This is a genomic window from Pseudoalteromonas aliena (assembly GCF_038155085.1).
Classification (GTDB): Bacteria; Pseudomonadota; Gammaproteobacteria; order Enterobacterales; family Alteromonadaceae; genus Pseudoalteromonas; species Pseudoalteromonas aliena_A.
Genome location: NZ_JBAKAU010000021.1, coordinates 17,576 through 34,929, shown reverse-complemented (window position 1 = coordinate 34,929; position 17,354 = coordinate 17,576). Strand labels below are relative to the sequence as shown.

11 protein-coding genes are annotated in these 17,354 nt (G+C 38.7%); 5 read left to right on the top strand and 6 right to left on the bottom strand.

Annotation, left to right across the window (positions count from 1 at the left end; all coding sequences use genetic code 11):
• Positions 1-26: 26 nt before the first annotated feature.
• The 3 genes from V6260_RS16020 to V6260_RS16010 all read right to left on the bottom strand — a co-directional run bounded on the left by V6260_RS16020 (position 27) and on the right by V6260_RS16010 (position 7,091).
• Positions 27-1,442, bottom strand: coding sequence for an FAD-dependent oxidoreductase (locus V6260_RS16020; RefSeq protein ID WP_341595098.1), 1,416 nt, complete (start codon positions 1,440-1,442; stop codon positions 27-29).
• A gap of 9 nt (positions 1,443-1,451) precedes the next feature.
• The gene (gltB, locus tag V6260_RS16015; RefSeq protein ID WP_341595097.1) at positions 1,452-5,909 is read right to left on the bottom strand and encodes a glutamate synthase large subunit; all 4,458 of its coding nucleotides are present in this window, start codon (positions 5,907-5,909) and stop codon (positions 1,452-1,454) included.
• Between the two features lie 843 nt (positions 5,910-6,752).
• Positions 6,753-7,091: a Grx4 family monothiol glutaredoxin gene (locus V6260_RS16010; RefSeq protein WP_058548872.1), complete on the bottom strand. Its 339-nt coding sequence runs from the start codon at positions 7,089-7,091 to the stop codon at positions 6,753-6,755.
• 267 nt (positions 7,092-7,358) lie between these two features.
• On the opposite strand from V6260_RS16010, the gene V6260_RS16005 reads away from it, so the two are divergent.
• The 4 genes from V6260_RS16005 to V6260_RS15990 all read left to right on the top strand — a co-directional run bounded on the left by V6260_RS16005 (position 7,359) and on the right by V6260_RS15990 (position 12,920).
• Positions 7,359-7,940: a superoxide dismutase gene (locus V6260_RS16005; RefSeq protein ID WP_058549160.1), complete on the top strand. Its 582-nt coding sequence runs from the start codon at positions 7,359-7,361 to the stop codon at positions 7,938-7,940.
• Between the two features lie 208 nt (positions 7,941-8,148).
• A complete protein-coding gene (locus V6260_RS16000; protein WP_341595096.1) occupies positions 8,149-10,071 on the top strand; it encodes a PrkA family serine protein kinase in 1,923 nt (640 codons plus the stop codon).
• A 31-nt stretch (positions 10,072-10,102) separates the two neighbouring features.
• Positions 10,103-11,386: a YeaH/YhbH family protein gene (locus V6260_RS15995; RefSeq protein ID WP_341595095.1), complete on the top strand. Its 1,284-nt coding sequence runs from the start codon at positions 10,103-10,105 to the stop codon at positions 11,384-11,386.
• A 19-nt stretch (positions 11,387-11,405) separates the two neighbouring features.
• Positions 11,406-12,920 (top strand): SpoVR family protein, encoded by a 1,515-nt coding sequence (locus V6260_RS15990; RefSeq protein ID WP_341595094.1) that lies wholly within the window; start codon positions 11,406-11,408, stop codon positions 12,918-12,920.
• Positions 12,921-13,034: 114 nt separating this feature from the next.
• On the opposite strand, the gene V6260_RS15985 is transcribed toward V6260_RS15990, so the two are convergent.
• Both V6260_RS15985 and V6260_RS15980 read right to left on the bottom strand, forming a co-directional pair.
• Entirely contained in the window at positions 13,035-14,006 is a 972-nt protein-coding gene (locus tag V6260_RS15985) for a diguanylate cyclase (protein ID WP_341595093.1), read from the bottom strand.
• Positions 14,007-14,009: 3 nt separating this feature from the next.
• On the bottom strand, positions 14,010-15,014 hold the full coding sequence (locus V6260_RS15980) for a response regulator (RefSeq protein WP_341595092.1): 1,005 nt from the start codon (positions 15,012-15,014) through the stop codon (positions 14,010-14,012).
• Positions 15,015-15,197: 183 nt separating this feature from the next.
• On the opposite strand from V6260_RS15980, the gene tpx reads away from it, so the two are divergent.
• Complete coding sequence (gene tpx, locus V6260_RS15975) at positions 15,198-15,779, top strand: thiol peroxidase (protein ID WP_425355712.1); 582 nt, start codon at positions 15,198-15,200, stop codon at positions 15,777-15,779.
• A gap of 56 nt (positions 15,780-15,835) precedes the next feature.
• Here the strand turns inward: tpx and pssA are convergent, their stop codons facing one another.
• Positions 15,836-17,161, bottom strand: a complete 1,326-nt coding sequence (gene pssA / locus V6260_RS15970; protein WP_341595091.1) for a CDP-diacylglycerol--serine O-phosphatidyltransferase — start codon at positions 17,159-17,161, stop codon at positions 15,836-15,838.
• Between the last annotated feature and the right edge of the window lie 193 nt (positions 17,162-17,354).

Sequence of the window (17,354 nt, the reverse complement as noted above, 5' to 3'; positions counted from 1 at the left end):
TTACATCACTTTATTAATACGAACAATTAAACTTTTAAGTAATCCATAATACCTTCTGCAGCATTACGTCCTTCAAAAATAGCGGTTACCACTAAATCTGAACCACGCACAATATCGCCACCAGCAAATATTTTAGGGTTCGTTGTTTGATGTGTAAATTCACCTTGTTCTGGTGCATTAATGCCGCCCCAATGGTTTATTTCTACATCGTATTTTTCTAACCAATCCATTTTGTGAGGTTGAAAACCAAACGCCATAATAACTTGGTCTGCCTCTATTACATGCTCTGAACCAGGTACTTCTTCAGCTCGGCTGCGGCCTTTTGCGTCAGGTTCGCCTAGCTTAGTTTTAACCATTTTAACGCCAGTCACTTTACCTTTATCGTTCAGTACAATGCCTTTAGGCTGGACGTTATAGGTAAATATAACGCCTTCTTCCTTCGCGTTTTTAACTTCACGCTTTGACCCCGGCATATTTTCTTTATCACGACGATAGGCACACGTTACTTTTGATGCATTTTGACGAATAGACGTACGTACACAATCCATCGCCGTATCACCACCGCCCAATACAACTACTTTTTGGTTAGCCATATCAATACACGGTTGAGCGGTTTCGTCATACCCCATAACACGGTTAGTATTACCAATCAAAAACGGTAGCGCATCATGTACGCCAGGTGCATCTTCATTCTCAAGGCCTGCACGCATACTTTGATAAGTACCTACACCTAAAAATACTGCATCATAATCGGCTAAAATTTCATCCATGGTAATATCAACACCCACTTCAACATTTAGCTTAAACTCAACGCCCATCTCGGTGAAAATTTCACGGCGTTTTTGCATGACTTCTTTTTCTAACTTAAAAGAAGGAATACCAAAAGTCAGTAACCCACCAATTTCTGGGTGACGGTCAAAAACGACAGGTTTTATACCGTTACGCACTAAAATATCAGCACAACCCAAACCTGCTGGGCCAGCGCCAATAATGGCTACTTTTTTATCGGTCCAAGTTACATAAGACATATCAGGCTTCCAGCCCATTTTAAATGCCTCATCGGTAATGTATTTTTCAATATTACCAATAGTTACTGCGCCAAATTCTTCATCTAAAGTACACGAGCCTTCACATAATCTGTCCTGTGGGCAAACACGCCCACAAACCTCTGGTAAGCTGTTTGTACGGTGGGAAAGCTCAGCGGCCTCTATAATACGACCTGTACGTATTAACTTTAACCATTGCGGAATATAGTTATGTACCGGACATTTCCACTCACAATATGGATTACCACAATCTAAACAACGGTCAGCTTGTGAGTTAACTTGATTCTCTGAAAAGGGTTCGTAAATTTCTACGAAAGATTTTTTACGTGACGAGATTGGTTTTTTTCGTGGATCTACACGCTGCACGTCTATAAATTGATATACATTTTCGCTCATACTGCCCCCTTATTGCGCTTGAACACGAAGCTCTGCGCTACTGCGAGCGCGATGCCCGAGTAAACTTTTTACGTCGCTTGATTTTGGTTTTACTAATTTGAACATCGGTAAGTACAGTTCAAAGTTAGCTAAAATGCTTTCTGCTCTACACGAACCCGTAAGCTCTAAATGCTCAGCAATTAAGCCGCGTAAATGTTCTTGATGCGACGTTAATTCGTCTAGTGTTACTATTTCAACAAGCTCTGGATTAATGCGTTTTTCAAAATCATTTCGCTCATCTAAAATATACGCAAAACCACCAGTCATACCTGCGCCAAAATTAACACCTACATTACCAAGTACACACACAACACCACCGGTCATGTATTCACAACCGTTGTCACCTACTCCTTCAACAACCGCTTGCACACCTGAGTTACGAACAGCGAAACGCTCACCTGCACAACCTGCAGCAAATAATTTACCGCCAGTTGCACCATATAAACAGGTGTTACCTGCAATGGTTGCCTTATGGCTTTCAAACGATGAGCCAAGTGGTGGACGAATAACTAGCTTACCACCAGCCATGCCTTTACCAACGTAATCGTTAGCATCGCCAATCAATGTCATTTCAAGACCACCGGCATTCCACACACCAAACGATTGGCCCGCAGTACCGTGTAATTCAATTGCTACTGGATCTGCCGCCATACCTTGATTACCGTGTTTATCAGCAATATAGCCCGAAAGCATTGCACCTACAGAGCGATCAGTATTACAAATACGACTCACAAGCGAGATACCGCTTGACGTATCGATTGCCTCTTGCGCTTTAGCTAATAAACTTTCGTTTAACTTACCTAGGTAATGCGAACTGTTAGGCGCACTACAATAAAGCGTTTCACCTGTTGGGTTGTTCGGCTGAGCAATAACAGACGATAAATCAATTTTCTTCTGCTTTGCAGTTTTGCCTTCAATTTCTTCTAGTAAATCTAAACGGCCAATTAAGTCAGTTAAATTAGCTACACCTAAGCTCGCCATAATTTCACGCGCTTCTTGCGCTATAAACTTAAAGTAGTTCATCGCCATTTCTGGTAAGCCGTGGTAATGCTTTTGACGAAGTGTTTCGTCTTGTGTTGCAACACCGGTCGCACAGTTATTTAAGTGACAAATACGTAAGTATTTACACCCAAGGGCAACCATTGGACCAGTACCAAAGCCAAAGCTTTCAGCACCTAAAATTGCCGCTTTAATAATATCTAAACCTGTTTTTAAGCCACCATCTGTTTGCAGACGAATGCGATGACGAAGGCCATTTTCAACTAGTGCTTGCTGTGTTTCAGCAAGGCCAAGTTCCCATGGACTACCCGCATATTTAACTGAAGTAAGTGGGCTTGCACCTGTGCCGCCGTCGTAGCCAGAAATAGTAATTAAATCGGCATATGCTTTAGCAACACCTGTTGCAATGGTCCCTACTCCTGGCTCTGAAACAAGTTTTACAGAAATAAGTGCTTTAGGGTTTACTTGTTTTAAATCGAAAATCAGCTGTGCTAAATCTTCAATTGAGTAAATGTCGTGATGCGGCGGTGGCGAAATTAACGTAACACCTGGTACCGAATAACGAAGCTTAGCAATATACGGCGTTACTTTTTCACCTGGTAATTGTCCACCTTCGCCTGGTTTTGCACCTTGCGCTACTTTAATTTGAATAACGTCAGCACTGCGTAAGTAATGAGGCGTTACACCAAATCGACCTGAAGCAACTTGCTTAATACGCGAGTTTTTCTCTGTACCATAACGGAGTTTATCTTCACCGCCTTCACCAGAGTTTGAACAACCACCTAAGCGGTTCATTGCAATTGCTAGCGCTTCATGCGCTTCTGGTGATAACGCACCAATACTCATTGCTGCTGAGTCAAAACGTTTGTAGAGATTGTCTGCAGACTCTACTTCATCAATGCTTATACCTTGCTCTGGTAATTTAAGCGCTAACATATCGCGCAACGTTGCTATTGGACGATCATTAACTAAATCAGCGTACGCACTGTAGTCTTTATAATCACCTGAGCGAACCGCTTTTTGCAGTGTTTGAATAACATCTGGATTATAAGCATGATACTCACCACCGTGAACGTACTTAAATAAACCACCGTGGCTTAATAATTTACGCTTACTTAGAGCAAGTTTGTGCAAACTCTGCTGGTCGTCATCAAAGTCGGTAAAGCATGCACCTTGTATGCGACTTGCAACGCCTTTAAAGCACATTTCAATAATCGCATCAGATAATCCCACCGCTTCAAACAACATTGAACAACGGTAAGATGCAACCGTACTTATGCCCATTTTAGACATAATTTTGTATAAGCCTTTATTAATGGCTTTACGATAAGCAAGGGTCACTTCGCAATACGACTTATCAATAATTTTGTTGTCGCTCATCGCAACTAACGATTCATACGCAAGATATGGATAAATTGCCGTAGCACCAAAACCTAATAGCACAGCAAACTGATGCGCATCACGCACGCTACCGGTTTCAATGATAATATTTGATTCACAGCGCAAGTTGTTATCAACTAAGCGTTTTTGTACCGCACCTACAGCCATAGCTGCTGGAATTGGTAAATTTATTTCATCAAAGTTACGGTCAGTTAAAATTAGCATGATACAGCCCGCATCTGCTTTTTCTTGTGCTTGGTCACAAATACGCGTAACCGCGTTTTCTAAACCTTCTTCAACTGTGTAGGTAATATCAATTTTACAGTAGCTGTAATGCGCTTCATCAGCATTTAATAGCTGCTGCATGTCTGCGTACATTAAAATTGGCGTATCAAACTGTAGGCGCTTAGCATGGCCTGTTGTTTCGTTAAATACGTTTTGCTCACTACCAATACAGGTTGCAAGCGACATTACATGGTTTTCACGTAGTGGATCGATAGGTGGGTTTGTTACTTGCGCAAATTTTTGGCGGAAGTAATCATAAAGTGAACGATGCCCCTCACTAAGCACAGCAAATGGCGTGTCATCACCCATTGAGCCTGTCGCTTCTTGGCCGTTTTCACCCATTACACGAATAACGCTATCAAGCTCTTCGTTGGTATAACCAAACATTTTTTGATATTTAGCTAGTGTTTCGTCATCAAATGAGCGATTACCTGCGTCTTGCTCAGTAAGTTCTTCAAATGGAACTAAACGTTTAACGTTTTCTTCAAGCCATGACTTATAAGGATGGCGAGATTTTAAATCTTGATCGATTTCATCCGAATGCCAGATTTTGCCAAGTTTAGTATCAATAACTAATAATTCACCTGGACCAACACGGCCTTTTTCAACCACTTCATCGGCAGTGTAATCCCAAATACCTACTTCTGATGCAAGCGTAATAAAACCATCTTGTGTAATTACATAACGCGCAGGGCGAAGTCCATTACGGTCAAGGTTACACGCCGCAAAACGACCATCCGACATAACAATACCTGCCGGGCCATCCCATGGTTCCATATGCATAGAGTTAAAGTCGTAAAATGCACGTAAATCGTCATCCATTGCACGGTTTTTCTGCCATGCAGGCGGAACGAGCATACGCATAGCACGGAATAAATCCATGCCGCCAGCTAAAAATAGCTCAAGCATATTATCTAAGCTTGATGAATCAGAACCGGTTTCGTTCACAAACGGCGCTGCGCTTTGTAAATCAGGAATAAGCGGTGACGCAAACTTATAAGAACGTGCGCGCGCCCACTGGCGGTTACCTTCAATAGTATTAATTTCACCATTGTGTGCTAAATAGCGGAAAGGTTGAGCTAAAGGCCAACGCGGCTGAGTATTAGTAGAAAAGCGCTGATGGAAAACACAAATCGCACTCGTCATACGAATATCAGCTAAATCTAGGTAAAAATTAGGTAAATCCGCAGGCATCATTAAGCCTTTATAGATAGTTACCAAACCAGATAGACTTGCGATATAGAAAGCTTCATCATCAACAATGCGCTTTTCAGCGCGGCGGCGTGCTACATATAAGCGACGCTCTAAGTCTTTAGAACGCCAACCTTCTGGCGCGCTAACAAAAATTTGTTCGAAACCTGGTAATTGCTGTACAGCAATAGGACCGAGCATTGATGGGTCGGTTGGTACTACACGCCAACCTAAAATATTTAGCGTTTCTTTTTCTAATTCTTCGCTAAGTATTTGTTTTGCAGCTTGTGCTAAAACAGGGTCTGAATTTAAAAATATCATACCCACTGCGTAGTTTTTGCCTAAGTGCCAATTATGTTCACTGGCAATTGCACGGAAAAAGCTATCTGGTTTTTGTAATAATAAACCACAGCCATCACCTGTTTTACCATCGGCAGATATACCGCCACGGTGCTGCATGCGATCAAGCCCCGTAATAGCTGTACGAATGAGCCTATGACTAGCTTGACCATTAACTTGAGCTATTAAGCCAAAGCCACAATTTTCTTTTTCTAACTTTGAGTCGTATAACATAGACCCCTCCCCTTGCTGCACTGTTAACGTGAATGAACTGCTCGACGATTTGCTAACAGACGCACAAAACTAGCCTCTATAGTAAATAGAGTCAATATTATTTTGAATACATATTCACATTCTTGAATATTTCTCACTTCAAGGCAAGATTTCTTTTGTACTTATAAGTTTTAACAATTAGCGCTTATTTGACCGTTATTTTTTCATGACACTGGTGTCAAGTTTAACATTTTGTAAAAACAAAGGACCGAAACACTTACACCTTACGTAAACGTAAGGTGACGCTTGGCTGAATAAATATTCACTAATGAACGATTAATTCAGTTAACATTTAGATAGTTTTATTAATTAAGTTGAATTTTGCAGATTAAGATCTCTATTTTTGTAGTTTCATTAGTATAGTTATTACTATTTATGTCAATTTTCTATGCTTTTTGTGAATTTTTATCTACTTAATTACAGCTTTTGTAAGACGTTATCCAATAGATAGGAAATCGAAGGGGCAATTCATTGCTCCACTAATACACTTTTCGACAAAAACTACTCTAAAAAGGTTTAATTCAAAACTTTAATAATAGCTTCTTGTTTTTGGTCAACGTGGTTAGTAAAAAACCAAGAGGATTAATAATGTGGACATGAATGGATCATATGATTTAAATACAACTAGATCACTGCATTTTGAAAGAGTGTAATTAATCGCTTCAATTTAAAAATTTAGGGTTTACGACATTATGCAAAAAGAGGTTCTTGAATAAATGATAGTTATGAAGGGTAGTTTATAAACAACAGGGCCACGCAAAATACTTGGCCTTGTTGCAATAATAGCTCAAGCTTGAGTAAAATTTACTCTGCGTCAGCTTCTTTATATTTAGCTGCAGTTTCTGCAACTAGCGGCTGTAACTCACCGCGTTGGAACATTTCGATGATAATGTCACAACCACCTACTAACTCGCCTTCTACCCATAGTTGTGGGAACGTAGGCCAATTTGCGTATGCTGGAAGTTCAGCACGAATGTCTGGATTAAGTAAAATATCAACATATGCAAATGGTTCGCCACACGACATTAGAGCTTGTGACGCTTGTGAAGAAAAACCACAATTTGGTAATTTAGGTGACCCTTTCATGTAAAGGATTATTGGGTTTTCTGAAATCTGCTGTTTAATTTTATCAATGGTTTCCATCTACAACCTCAAAATGACGATAGCTGAATATACCCAGGCCTTGAAAATAAATCATTGTGACCACAGATATATAACTTAAAATGGGCAAATAAAGCCGCAATTGAAATAGTCTTTAGCAATAGCATTGCTGTTTGCTAAAACTTGAGTAAAATACTCAACAATTATAGTAACACTATATTCCCGGTTGGTATAGGTAAGTGGCCTGTTTGTACAGGCATTACGTATAACCAAACGGATTATCAACCAAAAGAAGATGGAGATAGAAAAATGGCATTTGAACTACCGTCACTACCATATGCAATCGATGCACTTGAGCCACATATTTCAAAAGAAACGCTAGAGTTTCACCACGGTAAACACCACAACACTTATGTTGTTAAACTTAATGGTTTAATTCCTGGTACTGAGTTTGAAAACAAATCTCTAGAAGAGATCGTATGTTCATCAGAAGGCGGCGTATTTAACAACGCAGCACAAATTTGGAACCACACTTTCTACTGGAACAGCTTATCTCCAAACGGCGGCGGCGAGCCAACTGGCGCAGTTGCTGATGCAATCAACGCTAAATGGGGCTCTTTTGATGCGTTTAAAGATGCATTAAATGATAAAGCAGTTAATAACTTCGGTTCTAGCTGGACTTGGTTAGTTAAACTTGCTGATGGTTCATTAGATATCGTAAACACGTCTAACGCTGCAACTCCGTTAACAGATGAAGGCGTTACTCCAATCCTAACAGTGGATTTATGGGAACATGCTTACTACATCGATTACCGTAACGTGCGTCCAGATTACCTTAAAGGTTTCTGGTCACTAGTTAACTGGGAATTTGCAAACGCAAACTTCGCTTAATTAGCGTTTTAGCTAATTTAAAAAAGACGCTTAGGCGTCTTTTTTTATGCTCAATTTCCAATAAAAGTGGTGTTATACGGCGGCAATTCGTTAATTGGTCAACATGATCTTTTTTCACTTAAATTTTTAATTTTATTGCACAAAAATACGAAACAGTGACTAAACTTTAAAAGGTAAGCACCTTTTTTAGCGGGTTTCGGAGGTTATTATGACGATTTTTGAGCATTACCAAGCACGATACGAAGCGGCACAAGAAGAAGAGTACAGTATTAGCGAATTCCTTGAAATTTGTAAAACTGATAAGTCTGCCTACGCCAGCGCACCAGAGCGCTTACTTATGGCTATAGGCGATCCCCAAATGGTTGATACTGCAACGGATGCACGATTAAGTCGATTATTCTCCAATAGAGTAGTAGCACGCTACCCTGCCTTTGAAGACTTTTATGGAATGGAAGATGCTGTTGAACAAATAGTGTCTTATTTAAAACATGCAGCCCAAGGGCTTGAAGAGTGTAAACAAGTACTTTATTTGCTCGGCCCTGTTGGCGGCGGTAAATCATCTATTGCTGAAAAACTAAAATACCTAATGCAACAAGTGCCTATATATTCTATAAAAGGCTCACCAGTTAACGACCACCCTTTATCTTTATTTGATGCTGCAGAAGATGCTAGCGTCCTTGAGCAAGAATACGGCATTAAACCCCGCTATTTAAAAACGATTATGTCACCTTGGGCTGGCAAACGATTAAGAGAATTTAACGGCGATATTAGCCAGTTTAGAGTAGTAAAACGCTACCCCTCAATTTTAAACCAAATTGGTATTGCCAAAACCGAGCCTGGTGATGAAAACAACCAAGATATTTCTGCATTGGTTGGTAAAGTAGATATTCGCCAACTTGAGCATTTTGCGCAAAACGATCCTGATGCATACGCTTATTCGGGTTCATTATGCCTTGCAAACCAAGGTTTAATGGAATTTGTAGAAATGTTTAAAGCCCCTATCAAAGTGCTACACCCTTTACTCACCGCTACTCAAGAGGGCAATTATAATGGAACCGAAGGCATTAGTGCGCTGCCATTTAATGGCATGATCCTCGCCCATTCTAATGAATCTGAATGGCAAACGTTTAAAAATAATAAAAATAACGAAGCGTTTTTAGACCGCGTTTACATTGTAAAAGTGCCTTATTGTTTACGTGTAACCGAAGAAATTAAAATTTACGATAAATTACTAGAGCATAGCGAGCTTCATAATGCGCCATGTGCTCCTGGCACACTAAAAACACTGGCACAATTTACCACGCTATCTCGATTAAAAGAGCCAGAGAATTCGAGTATTTATTCAAAAATGCGGGTATACGACGGTGAAACCTTAAAAGACACAGATCCTAAAGCAAAATCTTACCAAGAGTATCGCGACTACGCTGGCGTAGATGAAGGCATGACGGGGCTCTCTACCCGCTTTGCGTTTAAAATTTTGTCCCGTGTGTTTAACTTTGATACCACTGAAGTTGCTGCAAATCCGGTGCATTTGTTCTATGTACTAGAGCAACAAATTGAACGAGAGCAATTTAGTAGCGAAGTTGAAGAGCGCTACTTAAGCTTTTTAAAAGGCTATTTAATACCACAATATGTAGAATTTATTGGCAAAGAACTACAAACAGCCTATTTAGAGTCTTATTCTGAATACGGCCAAAATATTTTTGACCGCTATGTTATTTATGCTGATTTTTGGATTCAAGACCAAGAGTACCGTGACCCAGATACAGGCCAATTATTTGACCGTGCAGCACTTAATGCTGAGCTTGAAAAAATTGAAAAATCAGCCGGTATTTCTAATCCTAAAGATTTTAGAAACGAAATAGTTAACTTTGTACTTCGCGCTCGTGCCCATAACAACGGTAAAAACCCACTATGGACCAGTTACGAAAAGTTACGCACTGTCATTGAGAAGAAAATGTTCTCAAATACAGAAGACTTATTACCCGTTATTTCGTTTAACACTAAAACATCAGCGAAAGATCAACAAAAACACGAAGACTTTGTAAATCGTATGGTCGAAAAAGGCTATACACAAAAACAAGTTCGCTTGCTTTCTGAATGGTATTTACGAGTTAGAAAATCGCAATAGCCTTCATATTCGTAGTTTTTAGGAGGTCATTATGGCGAATTTTATTGATAGGCGTTTAAACGGAAAAAACAAAAGTACGCTCAATCGCCAGCGCTTTATTAGGCGCTATAAAAAGCAGATAAAAGAAGCTGTGTCAGATGCAATAAACAAGCGCAGTGTCACCGACTCAAGCTCTGGTGAAAGTATTTCTATCCCGCAGCGTGATATCAGCGAGCCTACCTTTCATCAAGGCAGAGGGGGAAATAGAGAGCAAATTCACCCGGGGAATGATCAATTCTCTACGGGAGATAAAATTGAACGCCCTAAAAGTGGCCAAGGTGGTGGCGCAAGAGATGGCGATGCAAGTGAATCTGGCGAGGGGCAAGATGAGTTTGTATTTTCTATATCAAAAGATGAATACTTAGATTTGCTATTTGAAGATTTAGAACTGCCAAATTTGCAAGAAAATCAACTTGATAAACTAGTACAAATGAAAACGCATCGTGCTGGTTTTTGTAGCGATGGCATGCCCAGTAATATAGATATAGTGCGCTCACTTCAAGGCTCCCTAGCCCGAAGAGTAGCTATGAGTGCGGGTAAAAAAAGGCGACTCGCAGAGCTTGAAGGGCAGCTTGCAATGGAGCTAGAGCAACCTCAAAGCGATAAAGCGGCTATTGCATTGCTGCAAGAGGATATTAAGTTATTAAAACAACAAATTAAAAATGTGCCATTTATAGACAATTATGATTTGCGCTTTCGTAATTATGAAAAACGCCCTCACCCCACCAGCAAAGCGGTCATGTTTTGTATTATGGATGTATCTGGCTCTATGGACCAAGCCACAAAAGATATGGCTAAACGCTTTTATATTTTGCTGTATCAGTTTTTAACACGCAGCTATAAAGATATTGAGGTGGTATATATTCGCCATCATACACAAGCAAAAGAAGTAGACGAGCAAGAGTTTTTTTATTCGCAAGAAACAGGTGGCACCATCGTTTCAAGTGCACTTAAGTTAATGTATGAAATAATAAAAGATCGTTACGACGCTGAGCAATGGAATATATATGCTGCACAAGCATCCGATGGCGATAACTGGGCTGACGATACCCCTCACTGTGGGCAAATATTACGGAACAAGCTTTTAAAAGCTGTTAGGTATTTCGCCTATATTGAAATTACAACGCGTGCTCATCAAAGTCTATGGCGTGAATACGAAGGCATTACACAAAGCCACAAAAATTTTGCTATACAACACATTCAAGGTGTCGAAGACATTTACCCTATATTTAGGGAGCTATTTAAAAAGAGCCGCCAACAGCAAGGTACAGCATAAGCCTAAGCGAGGTAATAATATGAGTAATAAACGTATTGATGATGGCCCCGATTGGACATTCAACTTATTACACGAGTACCAGACAGAAATTGCTCGCGTTGCAGAGCACTACCGATTAGATACCTACCCTAATCAAATTGAAGTTATTAGCGCTGAACAAATGATGGACGCATACTCAAGTGTGGGCATGCCTTTAGGCTACAGCCATTGGTCATATGGCAAAAAGTTTATTCAAACAGAGCAAAACTATAAACGCGGGCAAATGGGCTTAGCCTACGAGATAGTGATTAACTCTGATCCATGTATTGCGTATTTAATGGAAGAAAATACCCTGCCCATGCAGGCTCTAGTTATGGCACATGCCTGTTATGGTCATAACTCATTTTTTAAAGGTAACTATTTATTTAAAACTTGGACTGATGCGGGATCAATTATTGATTACTTAGTGTTTGCTAAAAACTATATTAATCGCTGTGAGGAAAAATACGGTATTAGTGAGGTAGAATCGCTGCTTGACTCATGCCATGCTTTAATGAATTACGGTGTAGATAGGTATAAACGCCCGCAACAAATATCATTATTTGAAGAGCAGAAGCGCCAGCAAGAACGTGAAGATTATATGCAATCTCAAGTTAACGAGCTATGGCGGACCATACCTGTTCAACAAGAAGAAGCTAAAAAGCTGGAGAAGCATTTTCCGCAAGAGCCCCAAGAAAATATATTATATTTTATTGAAAAAAACGCCCCACTTTTGGGTTCCTGGCAACGTGAAATAATCCGTATAGTGCGTAAAATTTCGCAATACTTTTACCCGCAAAAGCAAACCCAGGTAATGAACGAAGGCTGGGCCACTTTTTGGCATTACACCATACTTAATCACTTATATGATGAGGGAAAACTCACCGAATCTTTCATGTTAGAGTTTTTACAAAGTCACACCAACGTAGTTTATCAGCCACCTTATAACAGTAAGTACTATTCAGGCATTAACCCATATGCTTTAGGCTTTAATATGATGGTTGATATTCGCAGAATATGTGAACACCCAACTGAAGAAGATAAACGCTGGTTTCCTGAGTATGCAGGTAGTAACTGGCTAGATACACTGCACTTTACAATGGAAAACTTTAAGGATGAGAGTTTTATTAGCCAGTTTTTATCGCCTAAGTTAATTCGTGATTTTAAATTATTTACTATTATTGACCATACTAATAATCCCCATTTAGAGATAGGCGCAATACATAACGACAACGGCTATAAAGCAGTTAGAGAAGCACTTTCAGCGCAGTACAACTTAAGTAATCATGAGCCTAACATTCAAGTGTATGACGTTGATATTAGAGGTGATCGTTCATTAATCCTACGCTATGTACCTCATAACAGTGTTCCTTTAGCAAATTCGCACGAGGAAGTACTTAAGCATCTTTACAGATTATGGGGCTTTAAAGTAAAACTAGAGCAAGAGTCAAGTTCTGGTGAGGTTACAATGATTGGTCAATGCCCAATAGATGGCTCTCGCCATACAACACAATAGTTAGGGACAATAAAACTTTTCATATTGATTAGTTTTAATACTGGCTAGATTGGCTCAGCGGGATATACAAACATAGTATTATTTAATCTTAAATTCTAGATATAAAAATGACGCTTAAGCGTCATTTTTTATATCTGAATAAGCGGTTACTTTATTACGTCCTGTATTTTTAGACTGGTATAGTGCTTTATCTGCAGCTTCAATCCAGCGTTCGTGATTTTTAAAGTCATTACTACTACCAGCTAACCCTATGCTAATGGTCATTTGTATTTCAAAATGTTTATATTTAACAGGTGTAGATTCTATTAATGCTCTTAAACGCTCTGCAAAAATGGCTGCGTCTTCTTTATCAGTATCAAGTAAAGTTACTACAAACTCTTCACCGCCATAACGCCCTGCTATATCAGTTTCACGTAGTGTAGTTCGAAATAAATCAGATAAATGACGAAGTGCTTCATCACCACAGCTATGACCATATTCATCATTTACTTTTTTAAAATGATCAATGTCAAACATTAATAGAGTACTGCTACCGCCATTTCGTTTAATGCGAAGAAACTCTTGCCTTAGTGTACCTTCCCAATACCCACGATTAGCTAATTGAGTTAAACTATCTGTCTGGCTAACTTGCTCCAGCTTTTTATTTAAATCTTCAAGCTCTTTTTTATTCACTGCTATGTCAGTTACATCGTACAAAATAATGCACATATGACTAACTTCGCCCATCGTATTAGTAAGTGGTATAAATGTCGCATTTTGATACATGTAATCAGCTTTACCTGTAATAGGTCGATAGTTTTTAAACCTAAAAATGTAAGGCTGTTGCTCCCAAATCGTAAAAGAGCGATTTTTTAAAACAAAAACCGATTCAGATTTACTTCTAAACCATTTTTCGTCTATTACTGGAAATAAATCAAATAGGTCTTTACCTTTAACTGCGCTTGGTAGTAGCCCGGAATGGTTTTCCATAAAACCATTCCATATGCATACCTTATAATCTCTATCCAGCACTACAAGGCCTACGTCAACGGTATTAAACATATCCATTAACCAATGGATCTCATTCATTTCTAAATTAGCAGCCATAACTTAATCTTCTAATAGGTAAGCAACTTTATACTTCAAAGTTTTTAGTGAGTCTTCAGTAAATAACAGCATGAGATCGCAATTTATATCATGATTTTCAATACCGTAACTTATTTCTATAGCAAGTGTGCGTTGCCAACGTGACTTATTAGATTTGACCAGCTCGTAAACATCTCTATGTTGACCAAGTACAATGGGATGTCCTTGACTAAATGACATATCAAGTTGTTTTGAAAGACCTGTTAAAATTGCACCTATCAAAATATTACTAATGTCCATTAATAGCTCAAGCTCAACTTTATCATTTAACTCACCATCGTAATTCATTAATGAAGCTATTTCTTTAAAGCTTGAGTCGTTTAACAATAATAATGCTTCACCAGATACGCCCCCCCCAATAAACCCTTGGCATACACCTGACGTTGCTACATTATTGTCAATAGATTGAAGGGCCATATCGAGTTCGTTAACTTCAAGAATGTTAACATTTGGGATCGGTAGCTTTACAAATACATTCAATAAGCGAGAAAGTAAATCCCCCGCTTGTCCCATAGCCACATTAGTTAGCTCTTGAAGTATATCGCGGATATCGGAGTCAATTTCTTGACCAAAGGAATGTGCTAAGCGTTCCCGTATCGCTTTGTCCTTTATGCCATGAGAATCAATTATCTCAGCTATTTTATCTGCTGAACATGGCTTTTGAATGAAATCAATAGCCCCTAGTTCTAACACACGCTGATAAGCATTTGGTTGTATATCACCAGAAACGACTACTGTAAGCACCTTTAGATTCATTTCTTTAATAGCTATAAGTACCTCATAACCATCCATTTCTGGCATATTCAAATCAAGAAATAAAATTTCTGGCTGGGAAAGCTTTATTTGCTTAATACAATCAAGACCATCAATGGCATATTCAATTTGAATATCCCAATCATCAGGTAATGATCGAGCAAGTTGTCGCCTAGCTAGTTTTGAATCATCACATATTAAAACCGATGTTGACATTGAATCTCTCTATTTCTTAACCGCTAAATTTTATCCAATTCATCTTCACTGTTAACCTTGTAAATACAACTGACTTAATCTTGCTATAAAGTTAAGGCCTTGGAGCACTATATAATTCCTTGGTTAGTGCCTAACAGTATAATACACTGAAGTTCATTTAGTTAATTTAAAAGAGAAATTCCTTTGTTTCGTACATTAATTCTTATTTTTACGACCCTAATTCCTTTGGCAAATGCTAATTCCATAGCAGAAAATACTCTAGATGCAGGAAAAGTATTCGTGCAAAGCAAACCGATTACTTTGCTCGGGCAAGGCGTTTCTGTAGGCGATAAAGCTCCTAATTTCAAAGTAGTAGATAATCAATTTTCTCCCGTTACACTTAACGATTACAAGAATCAAATGCTGTTGATCAGCACCGTGCCAAGTATAGACAGTGGCGTTTGTAGTCTACAAACAAAGTATTTTAACGAAAAAGTTGCACTGCAATTTCCTGAGGTAAAAATACTTGTAATAAGTACTGATTTACCTTTTGCTCAAAAACGATTTTGTAATAGTGAAAATATAGATAAATTGAGCATACTTTCTGATTCTGTTTGGAAAAGCTTTGGAGAGAAATATGGGTTAATTATTCAAGACATGGGGTTATTAACTAGCTCAGTCTTAATATTAGATAAAAATCATACTATTGTTTATAAAAATCTAATAAGTGATTTATCATACGAGCCAGAATATAGTGAAATTATCAATCAGTTAGGAAGTCTATAAGTGACTTCCATAAGGCTGATAAATACTGACAATTTAAACAGCCTTATAAATAAAAACTATATAAAGCGCTTTATTATAAAGTCTACTTTTACACGTTTAGCTTGCCCAAGTAGTTTTTTAACTGGTTGCGGATAATCGTCCATCGTTTCCAAATCATCTGGGCCAGTTAAACGGCGGCAATGTTGTAAAATTTCGTGCTTTTCGGTATCTATAGCATCCATAATTGTTTGCTCAGCATCTTCAATTAAAATACCATTTTCTATATCTAAACCCCATGCGCGTGGATTTAAGTTATGGCCACTTAATAAATGTTTAGTGCGATCAGAGCAAATACCTTTTAAATGAAACGAATTACTATCGTGTTTCCACAGATACACATTTAAATTGCCATTATCAATATGGCGTTTTTGCGATTTGACAAATTTATGCAAAATAGTTTCGTACAAATAAGGTAATGCCCCTATTTTACTAAACGGTTCACTTGGTGGCAGGTAAAAATCATTTGCTGTTTTATCACCTACAACAATCGTAACCTGCTTGCCTTGCTTTAATAATCGGCGCAATGATCGCATAAGCGGTGCAGGAAAATTAAAGTACGGTGTATACAACACAAGCTCTTGCTGTGTGGTATCAAATAATGCTTTTATCAGTCGGTTCAATTCATTATTGCGACGCCCGAGTCCTAAAAATAAGCGAATACCTAAAGCTTGCGTATTTAGCTGCTCTGCTGCGTTATAACTTGCTACTTTTAAATCACGCATTAATTGCTTTTGATCAAGCTTGAAGTCTTGCAAACGCTTAAGCGGTCGTGTGTCTATACGTGGCACAGCAACTGAACTAATTAGCTTTGTCTCAATAAAATCAACCACTGAGTCACACAGCTCGCTCTGCGTTATTAAAAAGTAACGATCGAGTCTGTAACGCTCGTTATACTGCAAGTAAACATTGTTTAAGCTAGCGCCGCTGTAAAGTAAGGTGTCGTCAATTACAAAACCTTTTAAATGTAATACACCAAAAAGCTCTTTAGCTTTTACAGGTACACCATATACTTGCACATTTGATTTAAATTTATCTAAATAGTTACAATATAAACTTGCATTTCCATCTGATTTTTCAGCACCAATAAGACCACGTTGCGCGCGATGAAAATCTACCAACACTTTTACATCAAGAGCTGGGTTTTCTAGTGATACACGATGCAGGGCCTCTAAAATTTCACGACCTGCTTCATCATCTTGTAAATAGAGTGCCGTAATATAAATTCGTTTTTTTGCGTCAGCTATCAAACGTAACAATTGCGTTCGGTAATCTTGCGCATTGGTTAAGACGTTAACGTCTTTTGAAGTCAACCCGAATGCGGGTTTTTCCTGCCAAAATAACATAGTTGCCTATTCGCTTAGGTCACATAATCTATCAGTGACAAATAAAATTAGGTAAAACATAACAAAAAAAATCAAGGGGGTCATGAATTAACGCTGTTTTGTTGCCTGTTAGTCTATTTATTGAGCTTCTTTGGTGTTTTAATTGTAAAAGCACTGAACTCTAGTACACAATACTGCACAGCTTTTCGATTTA

Bases quoted from the DNA above. Each gene is read 5' to 3' on its own strand.
- V6260_RS16020 (WP_341595098.1), bottom strand. From the start codon at position 1,442: ATGAGCGAAAATGTATATCAATTTATAGACGTGCAGCGTGTAGATCCA.
- V6260_RS16010 (WP_058548872.1), bottom strand. From the start codon at position 7,091: ATGGAAACCATTGATAAAATTAAACAGCAGATTTCAGAAAACCCAATA.
- V6260_RS16000 (WP_341595096.1), top strand. From the start codon at position 8,149: ATGACGATTTTTGAGCATTACCAAGCACGATACGAAGCGGCACAAGAA.
- pssA (WP_341595091.1), bottom strand. From the start codon at position 17,161: ATGTTATTTTGGCAGGAAAAACCCGCATTCGGGTTGACTTCAAAAGAC.
- V6260_RS15980 (WP_341595092.1), bottom strand. From the start codon at position 15,014: ATGTCAACATCGGTTTTAATATGTGATGATTCAAAACTAGCTAGGCGA.
- V6260_RS15990 (WP_341595094.1), top strand. From the start codon at position 11,406: ATGAGTAATAAACGTATTGATGATGGCCCCGATTGGACATTCAACTTA.
- V6260_RS16005 (WP_058549160.1), top strand. From the start codon at position 7,359: ATGGCATTTGAACTACCGTCACTACCATATGCAATCGATGCACTTGAG.
- gltB (WP_341595097.1), bottom strand. From the start codon at position 5,909: ATGTTATACGACTCAAAGTTAGAAAAAGAAAATTGTGGCTTTGGCTTA.
- V6260_RS15985 (WP_341595093.1), bottom strand. From the start codon at position 14,006: ATGGCTGCTAATTTAGAAATGAATGAGATCCATTGGTTAATGGATATG.
- V6260_RS15995 (WP_341595095.1), top strand. From the start codon at position 10,103: ATGGCGAATTTTATTGATAGGCGTTTAAACGGAAAAAACAAAAGTACG.